Source organism: Sphingomonas sp. BL-S-25 (genome assembly GCF_055521555.1).
Window position 1 is genome coordinate 117606 of sequence record NZ_CM145486.1, and the last position, 13427, is coordinate 131032.

Annotated in this window: 7 protein-coding genes; 3 read left to right on the forward strand and 4 right to left on the reverse strand. The window is 66.9% G+C overall.

Going from position 1 to position 13427, the window contains the following annotated elements; all coding sequences use genetic code 11:
• Positions 1 to 2: 2 nt before the first annotated feature.
• Positions 3 to 1646: an MFS transporter gene (locus ACZ1H8_RS00600; RefSeq protein WP_465179467.1), complete on the reverse strand. Its 1644-nt coding sequence runs from the start codon at positions 1644 to 1646 to the stop codon at positions 3 to 5.
• A 127-nt stretch (positions 1647 to 1773) separates the two neighbouring features.
• On the opposite strand from ACZ1H8_RS00600, the gene ACZ1H8_RS00605 reads away from it, so the two are divergent.
• The 3 genes from ACZ1H8_RS00605 to ACZ1H8_RS00615 all read left to right on the forward strand — a co-directional run bounded on the left by ACZ1H8_RS00605 (position 1774) and on the right by ACZ1H8_RS00615 (position 7779).
• Positions 1774 to 3219, forward strand: a complete 1446-nt coding sequence (locus tag ACZ1H8_RS00605; RefSeq protein WP_465179468.1) for a L,D-transpeptidase family protein — start codon at positions 1774 to 1776, stop codon at positions 3217 to 3219.
• A gap of 239 nt (positions 3220 to 3458) precedes the next feature.
• A complete protein-coding gene (locus tag ACZ1H8_RS00610; RefSeq protein WP_465179469.1) occupies positions 3459 to 6314 on the forward strand; it encodes a M16 family metallopeptidase in 2856 nt (951 codons plus the stop codon).
• Between the two features lie 622 nt (positions 6315 to 6936).
• Complete coding sequence (locus ACZ1H8_RS00615) at positions 6937 to 7779, forward strand: alpha/beta fold hydrolase (protein WP_465181453.1); 843 nt, start codon at positions 6937 to 6939, stop codon at positions 7777 to 7779.
• 80 nt (positions 7780 to 7859) lie between these two features.
• Here the strand turns inward: ACZ1H8_RS00615 and bglX are convergent, their stop codons facing one another.
• The 3 genes from bglX to ACZ1H8_RS00630 form a co-directional block, all read right to left on the reverse strand.
• A complete protein-coding gene (bglX, locus tag ACZ1H8_RS00620) occupies positions 7860 to 10196 on the reverse strand; it encodes a beta-glucosidase BglX (protein ID WP_465179470.1) in 2337 nt (778 codons plus the stop codon).
• Positions 10197 to 10212: 16 nt separating this feature from the next.
• Entirely contained in the window at positions 10213 to 11628 is a 1416-nt protein-coding gene (locus ACZ1H8_RS00625) for a carboxylesterase/lipase family protein (protein ID WP_465179471.1), read from the reverse strand.
• A 355-nt stretch (positions 11629 to 11983) separates the two neighbouring features.
• Entirely contained in the window at positions 11984 to 13411 is a 1428-nt protein-coding gene (locus ACZ1H8_RS00630; protein WP_465179472.1) for a tannase/feruloyl esterase family alpha/beta hydrolase, read from the reverse strand.
• Positions 13412 to 13427 lie beyond the last annotated feature (16 nt).

Here is a 13427-nt window from a genome sequence, read left to right on the forward strand (position 1 = left end):
CGTCAGTTCGAGCCCGACGGATCGGTTACGGGATCGAATTCATGCGCATCCGACGCGCGCAGGAACGGGAAGGCACTGGTCTGGCGTTCGATCCGGCGATGGACAACCGCATCGGTGCCGGGAATCCAAAGATCGTGGAGCGCGTCGCTGTTGGCGCCGTCGGCATAGGTGCGCCGCTCGTTGTGGCGGACATATTCGAGCCAGGTCGAGAAATGGAACCGCTCGATCCAGAGGGTCGGCTCGGCAAGGTCGCGCAGCAGCGTCCATTCGCGCGCGCCGTCGCGGCTGCGGATCCGCCGGCGCTCGGCCATCACCCGCAGGAAGGCGGTGATGTCGGTCTGCGCGATGCGATGCTCGACGGTGATCACGATCGGCCCGCTGCGCGCATCGACCGGCACGGCCGTCTGGGGCTCGGTCCAGCTGTTGCGGGGATCGAGATTGAGGTCGCTGATCTGCGACAGCCGGAAGACGAGCCCGAGTGCGATACCGGCAAGCTGGACCGCCGCGGCGGCCAGCAGCGCCTCGACCACGCCGTGGCTGCTGGCGATCGAGCCGAACAACCAGCTGCCGGTCGCCATGCCGCCGAACGCCGCCATCTGGTACAAGGCGATCGCACGCGCGACGACCCAGCGCGGCGACGCCATCTGGACGCTGACGTTGAAGGTCGACAGCGCCAGGACCCACCCGCCGCCGGCAAGCGCCAGCGCTGGCAGCGCCAGCCAGAAGATGCCGAGCGAGGTCACCGCCGCGCCGATTGCGAGGCCGAGCGAGGCGTAGCGGACGATCGTCTCGGTGCTCAGCCGGCCGCGCAACTTGGCGCCGGCAAAGGCACCACCGACCGCGCCCAGTCCGAACGCGCCGAGCAGCACGCCATAGATCAGCGGCCCCCCGCCGATCAGGTCGCGCGCCACCAGCGGCATCAGCGCGGGCAGCGCGCTTGCCGCCAGGCCGAATGCGGCCGCGCGCAGGAGGACCACGCGGATCTGCGGGGACAGCCGGACATAGCGGATGCCCGCCGCCATCGCGAGGCCCAGCTTTTCGCGGGGAAGCCGCCGCGGCGGCAGGTTCGGCTGCCAGCGCAGCAGCACCGCGATCAGCCCGACATAGCTGACCGCATTGGCGAGAAAGGCGGCGGCTGCACCCGCGGCCGCGACGATCAGGCCGCCGATCGCCGGACCCAGGCTGCGCGCGATGTTGAAGCCCATGCTGTTCATCGCCACCGCACTGGGCAGCACGCTGCGCGGCACCATGTCCCCGACCGATGCCTGCCAGGCCGGCCCGTTGATCGCGGTGCCGCACCCGATCAGGAAGGTGAAGACCAGCAACAGCCAGGGCGTGATCCAGCCCAGCCAGGTGCCCAGCGCGAGCAGTGCGGAGACAAGGAGCATGAAGCTTTGCGCCGCCAGCATCACGCGGCGGCGATCGAGATTGTCGGCAACGGCGCCGGCCCACAGCGACAACAGCATGATCGGCAGGCTGGTCGACGCCTGGACCAGCGCCACCATCTGTGGCGAGGCGCCGAGCCCGGTCATCATCCACGACGCGCCGACCGACTGGATGAGCCCGCCGAAATTGGAACAGAGACTGGCGATCCAGACGGCGCGGAACAGGCGGATGCTGAACGGCGAAGGTGGTGGGGTGGTCATGCCGTCCATCAATGCGGCACCCCCGCCAAGCGATCCATCGTCGTCATCCTCAGTGGCAGAAATCGTTGCGGCTGCGGAGCCCGATCGCTCCTGCCGCGTTTAATGCCTGATATTAGAGGAGAAACGGGTGCGCTTCGGTCTGATCGGCTCGTCGCTGGTGGCAGTTTCCATGGCACTGGCAGCGTGTAGCACGGAAAGCTCGAGTTCGGGACAGTCGAACGCAAGCACGCAGCAACAACAGGCAGGGTGGAACGAGACAACCGCCAAGCAGCTGCGCGAGGTGATCGGCAAGCGCGCCGAACATGGCCTCGACCGGCTTCCGCTCGACCAAGGCATAGACACGCTGAACGACGCAGCGCTGACCAAGGCGGCGCTCGCCTATGGCGAGGCGCTGGTGCATGGCGCGACCGACCCCAAGAAGCTGTTCGAGGTCTATACCGTCCCGCGGCCGAACCCCGACCTGAAGCCCGGACTGGCGCAGGCGCTGAAGGACGGAAAGGTCGATGCCTGGCTCGAAAGCCTCGCGCCGCAGGACGACGGGTATCGCAAGCTGTCGCAATCCTATCTAGCACTGCGCGGGAAGCAGGCACCTCAGGGACAGGCGACGCCGGTCATCCCGGATTCGGGCGAACCGCTGAAGCCCGGTTCGACCGATCCGCGCATTCCCGCGATCGCGCAGCAGCTGGTCGTGTTCGACTATCTCGATCGGGCGCAGGCCCAGGGGCACAGCTATAGCCCGGCGATGGTGGCCGCGGTGAAGCGGATGCAGGCCGATTATGGCATCAATCCCGACGGATTGATCGGCAGCGATGCGATCGAGATCCTCAACCTGTCCGACGCAGACCGCGCACGCGCGATCGCCGTCAATCTCGAACGGCTACGCTGGCTGGAGCGCGAACCGCCGGCAACCCGGATCGACGTGAACATCGCGACCGCCCGGCTGCGCTACTGGCGCGACGGCAAGGTGGTCGACGAGCGCAAGGTCATCGTCGGCGAACCCGATACCGAGACGCCGCAGCTCGGTTCCCCGATCTTCCGCCTGGTCGCCAACCCGACCTGGACGGTGCCGCGGTCGATCCAGGAAAAGGAAATCGCCGGCAAGGGCGCGGCCTATCTGCGCGAGAACAACATGGTGTGGAAGGATGGCTGGATCGTCCAGCAGCCGGGCCCGAAAAACTCGCTGGGCCTGGTCAAGTTCGACATGAACAACGAGCATGCCATCTATCTGCACGATACGCCCGCGAAGCAGGTGTTCAACGAGGTCCAGCGCCAGCGCAGCCATGGCTGTGTCCGCGTGTTCGACGCGCTGGGCTTTGCCGAGATGCTGGCGCGCGACAATGGCGTGCTGGACGAATGGAACAAGGCACGCGCGACCGGCAAGGAAAGCTTCGTGAAGCTGCCCAAGGAAATCCCGGTCCGACTGCTGTACCAGACCGCGGTGCTGGACGCCGACGGTACCGCGATCGTGCGCGCCGATCCCTATGGCTGGAACGACCGGGTCGCCAAGGCGCTCGGCTTCGACCTCGGCACGATGCGCCGCGCGCGCAGCGGCGGGGCCGATATCGGGCCGTAACTCACTCCCCGCCTTTTACTCCCCTCCCGCTTGCGGGAGGGGTTGGGGGAGGGGCTGTCACATTAGCGAGACTTTACGGGGACAGGCCCTCCCCTAGCCCCTCCCGCAAGCGGGAGGGGAACTGGTAACGCACGCATCTTCCCCTTCATGTCCGGATGCCGCGACCGATCTCGTCAGGAAAGCAGAGCCGCGATCCGTGGCTCGACGGTCCGGGGGCCGAAAGCTAGGGTCGGCGGATAGTGGCGAAGGGTGCAGTGATGATGGGGCGGGTTTCGGTGAGTTTGGCGGCGCTGGCGGCGGCGCTCGTGATGGCAACACCTGCGGCAGCGCAGGCACCGACGCCCGCACCGGCATCGACATTGATCCCGACCGAGACGATCACGCTCGCCAATGGCCTGCGCGTGGTGATGAATGTCGATCGGTCCGATCCGGTCGTGGCGGTGGCGCTGGTCGCGCATGTCGGGTCGGCGCGCGAGGTGGCCGGGCGCACCGGCTTCGCGCATCTGTTCGAGCATCTGTTCTTCCTCAATTCGGAAAATCTCGGACCCGGCGGGCTCGACCGATTGTCGGCGCGCGTCGGCGGATCGGGGGCCAATGGCTACACCAACCTCGACCACACCGTGTATCTTCAGACCGCTCCCAAGGACGCGCTGGAGAAGATGCTGTGGGCCGAGGCGGACAAGCTCGGCTATTTCATCAACACGGTCACTCCGGCGGTCGTCGCCAAGGAGATCGAGGTCGTCAAGAACGAGAAGCGCCAGTCCTACGACAACCAGCCTTACGGCCAGCTCTTCCCGATCGCGCAGGCAGCGCTCTATCCCGCCGACCATCCCTATAGCTGGACGACGATCGGATCGCTGGCCGATCTGGGCGCGGCGACGATCGACGATGTCCGGCAATTCTATCGCCGGTGGTACGTGCCCAACAATGCGACGCTGGTGATCTCGGGAGACATCGACCCGAAGCAGACCCGCGCCTGGGTCGAGAAATATTTCGGCGAGATCCCGCGCGGCGCGCCGGTGGAGGTGCCACAGCCGCGCGGCGCGACGCTGACCGCCACCAAGCGGCTGATGCACCTCGACGCCTTCGCCACCCTGCCGCAGGTCACGTTGCTGTGGCCGACCGTGCCCGAAGGCGCGCCGGAGGATGCTGCGGTCGAACTGCTGCTCGACGCACTGACCCAGGGTCCCGACGGCCCGGTCTATCGCAGCGTAGTGGAGGAGACCAAGGTCAGCGACGAAGTCGACGGCAATGTCTGGGACGAACAGATGGCCGGCGTCGCGATGCTGCAGGTCCGCGCGTTCGACGGCATCCCGCTCGACCGGGTGGTCGGCGCGATCGATACCGGCCTGGCCCGGTTCCGCAAGGAGGGGCTCAGCCCGGAGCGGCTCGAACGGCTGAAGGCGGTGCGCGAATCGCAACTCTATGACCGCATCGGCAGCGTGCTCGGCAAGGTCGAGACGATCGCGGAGTCCGAGACCATTCGCCGCCGGCCCGATCAGGCGGAGGTCGAACTGGCACAACTGCGCGCCGTCACCGTGGACGATGTGATGCGCGCCTTCGACCGCTATGTCGGCGCCAAGCCACGGCTCGAGGTCGGTTTCGTGCCGAAGGATCAGCCCAGGCTGGCGCTCAGCAACGCAGCCACCGCGACCGTGGTCGAAGAAGCGATCGTCCAGGGCGCGGAAAAGCCGGTTGACCAGAATGCCGGCCGTGCGGAAGTCGCGCGGACGCCCTCCTCGTTCGACCGCACCGTCGAGCCGCCCGCAGGTCCGGCGCCGGTAGTCGCGACCCCCGCGATCTGGAACACGGTGCTGGGTAACGGCATGGCATTGTCGGGTATCGAGGATCGCGAACTGCCGGTGGTGGCGTTCGAGATCGCGGTCGACACCGGTCAGTTGCGCGACGATCCCAAAAAGCCCGGAGCGGCGTGGCTGGTCGGCGAGATGCTGACCCGCGGCACCCGGGCGAAGACGCGCGAGCAGTTCGAGAATGCGATGAAGTCGCTGGGCGCGGAAGTCTCGATCGATGTCAGCGAGGAGCGCAGCGTGGTCAGCGTATCGACGCTGGCGCGAAACTTCCCGCAGACGGTCGCGCTGGTGCAGGAGATGCTGACCCAGCCTCGCTGGGACGCGAGCGAACTCGCTCTGGCCAAGGCATCGACGGTCGCGGGTCTGCAGGCGTCGCGCGCGGAGCCGAGCTACCTGGCCGACATGGCCGCGCGTCGGGCCATGTATGGCGACGGCATCCTGGCCAACGATGCGCGCGGCACGCCGGCATCGCTCGGCGCGCTGACAATGGATGATCTCAAGCGCTTCATGGCCGCCACCTGGTCGCCGCGCGCGGCCCGCATCCGGGTTGCCGGCGCCGTGAGCGAGACCGATGTCCAGACCGCCTTTGCCGGTCTGGCGCGGAGCTGGACCGGCCCTGCCCTGCCGCCCGCCGGCAGCGTCGCCTTTGCCGCACCCGATCGCACGCGCGTCTATTTCTACGATGTGCCCGGCGCGAAACAGTCGTCGATCCTGATGGTGCGGCCGGGGCCGGCGCGCGGCGCGCCCGACTGGTTCCGTTCCCGTGCCGCCAACTTCATCCTGGGCGGCGGCGGCTTCGCATCGCGGCTGACGCAGGAATTGCGCGAGGGCAAGGGCTATACCTATGGCGTGCGCTCGGCATTCGAGGGCATGGCCACGGGCGGGCGGTTCAGCGTCGCGAGCCCGGTGCGCGCCAATGTCACGCTGGAGGCGGCGACTCTGATGCGCGACATCGTCCGCGATTATGGCAAGACCTTTACCGACGCGGACCTGGAACTGACCCGCGGGTCGCTGGCCAAGTCCCGCGCGCGCGAGTTCGAGACGCTGGGTGCCAAGGTCCGGCTGCTCGGTATCATCGGCGATTACGGGCTTCCGGCGGACGTGATCCGCATCGAGAACGCCCAGCTTGCCGCGCTGGACAAGGCGACCGTCCAGACGATCGCCCGCAGCTATATGGACACCGATCACATGATCATCGTGGTGGTGGGTGATGCGGCCACCCAGGCAAAGCGGCTGGAGGCGCTGGGCTATGGCGCGCCGGTGATGGTACCCAAGCTGAAATAGGCGCACCTCGACAAGCGATAGGGGCGATGGATTTTCTTATTTCGCAAAGACTTGCCTCTTGCGCGTCGCCATCCGACTTCCCACCTCTTGCCTATCGTTCAACAACGGAAAGGAGGTGGTCTGATGTCTCATTGTCCCATGCCGCGCGCGGCAGTTCTGGTGAGCAAGACCCCCGTAGCGGGGGAGCAGCTCGGCTGAGCTGTCCGCATCCGGGCAAAGACAATGGAAGGGCCGTGCCGCGAGGTGCGGCCCTTCGCTTTTGGCGTTGATCGATCCATTCGATCGACCCGTTCCAACCTTAGTATGATTTCATGCCCGCTCTCGCTGCGGCACATCTGATCGCGTCATCGGGAACAGATGTTCTGGAGCGATGAGGAACCGGCCGGTCCGACGGCCGCCTTCTCATTCGAACAAGGCATCCGCTCTCCGAACAGACCCGGTGGGATCCCCATCGGATCCGCAACAGGGGAGCGTTTCGATGTCCGACTACACCTTCCCATTGACCCGTCGCTCGGTGGTCGCCGGCTCTGCCGGCCTCACCCTTGCGTCGCTGCTGCCGATGATGGCGGCGGCATCCCCCCGCCTTTCCCCCCAAGTTCGCGTCAAGAATGGAGAGACCAACATGACCAGCGGCTTCTTGAAAACCAAGGACGGCACCGAGATCTATTACAAGGACTGGGGCCCCAAGAATGCCCAGCCGATCATGTTCCATCATGGCTGGCCGCTGTCGGCGGACGACTGGGACGCGCAGATGCTGTTCTTCTTCAACAAGGGCTATCGCGTCGTGGCGCATGACCGGCGCGGGCATGGCCGCTCGTCGCAGGTCGATACCGGGCATGACATCGACCATTATGCGTCGGACGCCTCGGCGGTGGTCGAGCATCTCGACCTGCGCAACGCGGTCCATATCGGCCATTCGACGGGCGGCGGCGAAGTCGCCCGCTATGTCGCCAAGTTCGGCCAGCCGCAGGGCCGCGTCGCCAAGGCAGTGCTGGTCGCGGCGATCCCGCCGCTGATGCTCAAGACCGACGCCACCCCGGGTGGCACCCCGATCGAGGTGTTCAACGGCTTTCGCGAGGCACTGGCCGCCAATCGCGCGCAGTTCTTCCTCGATGTCGCTTCGGGCCCCTTTTACGGCTTCAACCGCCCCAACGCGAAGGTGTCGCCCGCGACCGTCCAGAATTGGTGGCGCCAGGGCATGGAAGGCAGCGCGCTGGCCCATTATGCCGGGATCAAGGCGTTCTCGGAAACCGACCAGACCGACGACCTGAAGGCGATCACCGTGCCGACGCTGGTGCTGGCGGGCGATGACGACCAGATCGTGCCGTACAAGAACGGCGCCGAGCTTCAGGCGAAATATCTGAAGAATGCGACGCTGAAAATCTATCCGGGCTTCCCGCACGGCATGCTGACCACGCACGCCGATGTGATCAACCCGGACCTGCTGGCCTTCATCAAGGGCTGAGCGGTAATCGAAAGGAAGGGAGGACGGGCCACCCCCGCCCTCCCTTTCCTCGTTCGCCGCCCATCGGGCGGCGCCCCCGTTTACCAGCCCTTGACCGTGCGCGGCTGCCCGCCGACCGTGAAGGTCGCGTGCGCATCGGCGTTGGAGCTCGATCCGACCCAGACGTCGAAGGTGCCCGGATCGACCACCCAGTCCTTCACCGCCGCATTCCAGTATTTCACGCTCGACTCGTCGAGGGTGAAGCTGAGCGTCCGGCGCTCGCCGGGGCGCAGCGTCACCCGCTGGAAGCCCTTGAGCTCGCGAACTGGGCGCGATGCACGGCCCGCGCGCTGATGGATGTAGAGCTGGACCACCTCGTCGCCGAGGCGCTGGCCGGTATTGGCGACCGTCGTCGTCACCGTCACCTTGCCGGTCGAGGTTACAGTTCCCGAGACGACCGGCGCACCGATCTCGAACGAGGTGTAGCTCAGGCCATAGCCGAACTCATATTGCGGCGTCGCCGGGATATCCCAGTAGCGCTTGCCCTGCTCCTTGGGCGAGTGGGTGGTGTTGTGCGCATAATAGATCGGCACCTGCCCAGCGGCGCGCGGCCAGGTGACCGGAAGCTTGCCGCCCGGATTGACGTCGCCGAACAACGCGCGCGCGATCGCATTGCCGCCGCGCGTGCCGCCATACCAGGCGTGGAGGATGGCCGGTGCCTTCTCGATCACCTCGCCCAGTTCGAGCGGACGGCCGCTCATCGTCACGATCACCAGCGGCTTGCCGGTCGCGACGGCGGCCTGAAACAGGCGAAGCTGGCCATTGGGCAGCTTCAGGTCCGAGCGCGAGGCGCCCTCGCCGCTCATGTCCTCGGCCTCGCCAAGCGTCAGGATGATGAGGTCCGACTTCTTCGCCAGGTCGATCGCGCGGTCGAACTCGCTGTCGGCGCGCGCCTCGTCCCAGCGCGGCTCCTTCTTGGCCTGGCCCGGGATGCTCAGCATCTCGAACATCGACGGCACGTTGCGGCGGAACTGGATGCCGGGTGCGGTCTCGACCTTCACGCCGCTGCCCAGCCGGGTGCGCAGCCCCTCGACCAGGGTGACCGTCTCGGGCAGGTCGTACTGGAACGACCAGGGACCGAGCATGTCGCGCTTGGAATCGGCGAGCGCGCCGATCACCGCGATCCGCTTGTGCGCGCCGGGCGTCAGCGGCAGCGTGTTGTTGTCGTTCTTGAGCAGAACCAGGGCACGTTCCGCTGCGGTCTGTGCCGCATCGCGGTGCGCCGGATCGGCCAGCGTGGCGGCGGCCTTGGCCTCGTCGACGAACGGGCTTTCGAACAGGCCCATCTTGAACTTGGCGATCAGGATGCGGCGCACGGCGGTGTTCAGCGTCGCCACCGGCAGCTTGCCCGAGCGGACCGAGGCGGCCAGCGTCTCGGCCGAGGCGGCCGGACCGATCGACATCTCCATGTCGTTGCCCGCGGCGATGCTGCGCACCGCGGCGTCGGCATTGTCCCTGGCGAAATTCTGGACGACCTGGTTCTTGGTGCCGTTGGCGTCGGAGACGACCCAGCCCTTGAACCCCATCTGGCGCCGCAGCACGTCGGTCAGCAGCCACTTGTTGCCGACCGCAGGCACGTCGTTGAGGTCCATATAGGCGCTCATGACGTTGCCGGCGCCGGCCTCGACCGCCGCGGCGAAGGGCGGCAGGATCACATTGTAGAGCTGGGCATCGGACAGATAGACGCCGTCATAGTCGCGACCGCCCTCCGACGCGCCATAGCCGGCGAAATGCTTCGGTCCGGCGATGATCCGGTTCGGCGATCCGATTGCCGGCCCCTGGAAGCCGCGAACCTGCGCGCGGGCGATGGCGGCGCCCAGGAACGGATCCTCGCCCGGGCCCTCGACGATCCGGCCCCAGCGGGGGTCGCGCGCGATGTCGAGCATCGGAGAGAAGGCCCAGTGGATGCCGACCGCGCGCGCCTCGGCCGCGGCCACCGACTGGGCGCGTTCGATATTGGCGGGATCCCAGGATGCGGCATTGGCCAGTGGCACCGGGAAGATGGTGCGGAAGCCGTGGATTACGTCATAGCCGAAGATCAGCGGGATCTTCAGCCGCGTTTCCTCGGTCGCGATCTTCTGGAGCTGGTTGATGACCGCCGGATCGGTGACGAACAGCAGCGACCCGACCTTGGAATCGCGGACCTGCGCGGCGAACTGGTCGGGCGCGCCGAACATGAATTGCTGCGAGACCTGGCCGGCCTTTTCCTCCAGCGTCATCGCCGCGAGCAGCGCGTCGGCGCGTTGTTCGGCGGTCAGCCTGGTATTGAGCCAGGGCTTGGTCGCCGGTGCCGCCTGCTGGGCGACGACCGGCTGCATCGTGCCGGTCATCGCCGCGGCGCCGGCCAGGATGAGGGCTGCGAGCTTCAACTTGCGCATCTATTGCTCCTGCGAATCAGCGGGTGGGTGCCGGGGCGGCGTCGATGGTCGGGCCGAGCGGGTCCTTCTTCAGCACCGCCTTGCCGCCCCCCTCGAAGTCGAGCAACTGGTCGCCGGCGCGGTCGAAGCGCGACCAGGCCGGGAGGCCCGGGCCGTTGGGATCGCCCTTCCTGGCGAAATTGACGATATAGGCGCTGACCGTCTTCGCCATCGCCAGGTCGCGCGGCGTGGTCTTGTCGCCATATTTGACCGCGACCGTGTCGAAGAACCACGGGATCTCCGCCGCATGGGCGGCGCCGGTCTTGTTCAGCGATTCCGCAACATAGGAGAAGCGATAATGCCAGGTCGGCGCGCCGGCCTGTGCGGTCGAGCGCGCAACCTCGCGGGCGCCCGCCACCATGAAGCCGGTCGGGCCGCCGATATCATTGTCGGTCGCGCCCACCATGATCGGAATCTTGGGGAAATTTCCCGATCGATAGGCCTCGGCCGCGTCGACCACCAGCTTGCCGTCTGGGAACGGGCTGGCAAAGGTGCGCGGACCAGCCGACGGCGCGAACAGCGCCATCATGTTCAGGCCGTCTGTGACCTGATCGGCCGAAAGCGCGCGCAGCTTCGCCAGAGCCTGCGGATCGTCGGCGGCGATGCCGTTCTTGGCAGCGAAGTCGAGCCCGATCTTCTCGGTCGCGGCGAGGCCGCCGGGACCCATGCCCTGACCGTTGCCGCCCGACATGATTACCGCGCGCGAGAACAGCCCCTTGGTCATCGGCGAGGTCACCAGGCTGTTGACCGACATGCCGCCGGCGCTTTCGCCGATGATCGTCACGTTCGTCGGATCGCCGCCGAATGCAGCGATGTTGCGCTGGACCCATTTCAGCGCGGCGAGCTGATCCATATGGCCGTAATTGCCGAGCAGCCCGCCATCGGGGTCGGCCTTGGTCAGCTGCGGATGGGCAAAGGTTCCGAAGCGGCCGACGCGGTAGTTCGCGCTGACGAAGATCACGCCCTGCTTGGCCAGGTTCGCGCCCGAATAGGTGGGCGGCGACGCGCCGCCATTCACGAAGCCGCCGCCATAGATCCAGAAGACGACCGGCAGCTTGCCCTTGGCATCCTTGGGCTTCCAGACGTTGAGGACCAGGCAGTCCTCGGCCGGCTGGGTGCCGAGCGGCGCCGCATCGCTGGGGAACGGCACCTGCATGCAGTCATGGCCATATTCGGTCGCGGCGCGCACGCCGCTCCACTTCGCAACCGGTTGCGGCGCGCGCCACCTAAGCTCGCCCAGCGGCGGGGCCGCGAACGGGATCCCCTTCCAGCTCGACACGCCGTCCGACGTGCTGCCCGACACCTTGCCGGCGTCGATCGTCACGGTCTGCGCACCGGCCGCAGTGGAGAGAGACAGCGCCGATATGGCGATCAACGTGCGAAACATGTCCATGATCTCGATCCTCAACGGAAGGTTTTCGTGAGCGCGAGCTGCACGATCGGGTCAGAGAGATTAGCATTACGCATAACGATCGCGCTGCTTCCACCCAGCACGGCCGGCGGCTCTGCATCGAATATTTTCTGTCATATGACCGACAGGCGGCACCGATGCCTGCCCCGCGTGGGTCGTGTTCGACCGCGTGCGGCGTCGCGGCCACGGATATGCGATTTCGCCGACATGGCACCCCTTCCCCCATTTGGTCCCGGCGCTCTTCGGCACCGATGGCCCACAATTCGTGGCTAGCGGCTAACTGAAGCTTTTGGGAAATCGAACTTCGGAATAGATCAATAGCGAAAGTGGATCGCTATCATTCGGGGCGGCACGCTCCACCGATCGCGGGATAGGGACATAGATTGCGGGTCCCGGCGGCCAGATGGCTCGGTGCTCGCCCCTGCTCCACCCATTGCTCCAGCGCGGCCTGGGTTGCCGCAGCATCTGGCGTCGGCCAGCCGCCGCAATGGCCCATGCCCGGGGCGAAGAAGAGCCGAGAGAAGGACGCAGCGCCGCCGACGGTGCGCCGATCGACGGCCTCGTAATAGGTGCGCAGATCCCAGGGGCTGACCACCGGATCGGCCAGCCCATGATAAAGGATCAGCCTGCCGCCGCGCCGGGCAAAGACCGACAGGTTCGGATCGACCGCGTCGATCGCGCGGCGGAGGGCGGGATCGATCCGTCCAAGTGCGCGATCAAAATCGAAGCTTCGCCAGTCCCATCGGGGATCATGAAAGGCCCAGAAGCGGAAGAACCCCGCGCGCGCCGGCTGGCTCGGATCTCGCGGATCGGCCCAATAGCCGGCCCATCCGCGTTCGCTGCCCGGGAGCCAGGGCGGGTAGAGACGCTCACCGGTGCGGGGATTGGTCGCACCCTGATACAGGCGCGCCGCGGCGACGCTTTCTTCGGCAGTCAGGCAGTCACTCTTCCCGTCGGCGCTGCATTGCAGCTTCGCCAGATCGACATGACAGGAGTACGGGTTTTCGAGAAAGCCCTGCGCCCGCTCGGCTGGCGTTCCGCACTGGTCGAGTGCGGCCCTGGTCAGCAGCGGCAGCTTGGCGGCGGTCAATATGGGCTCGGCAGTGCCGGGCCGGCGATTGGCGACGAATTGCCACAGGAAGCCGATATTGAGCCGCGTGCGGTTATTGCCGGGCGCGCCGGCGATGATGCCGTCGAAATCGCCGGGATAACGCTGCGCGCTCATCAGCGCCTGATGTCCGCCGGTCGAGCAACCCTCGAAATAGGCATGGGCGGCGGGGCGGCCGTAGAAGTTGCGGAGCAGCGTTTTAGAATGGCGCGCGGTCTGGTGCACCGCGCGGTGCCCCCAATCGACAATGCTCTCGGGCAGCCCGACCGCAAATTCGGGATCGTCCCCCTGATGCCCGGTATAGGTGGCGGCAACGGCATAGCCCGCCTTCAGCCCCTGGGCGAGCTGACCGAGCGGGAGCGCGCTGGAATATCCGCCATTGCCGTACATCTTGAAGCGGCCGTTCCAGCCCTGTTCGGGCAGCCAGAGCTCAAAGCCGATCCGCGACCCGCGCACCGGGGTCGCCACCGCGCGGACGCGGCAATGACCGGGGAGCGTGATCGCAGCCGGTGCCGGCCCGGGCATCTGGGCCGGCTTGAACGCGCCCGCCGGAACGACCGATGCCGAGAGCAACGTCAGACCGTCGATGCGTAACTGGCGAAGCGCATCGCAGGGTGCGGCCGCGACCGGGGCGGCGCACAGCAGTGATGCGGCCACGACCGCTCCCCTGCCC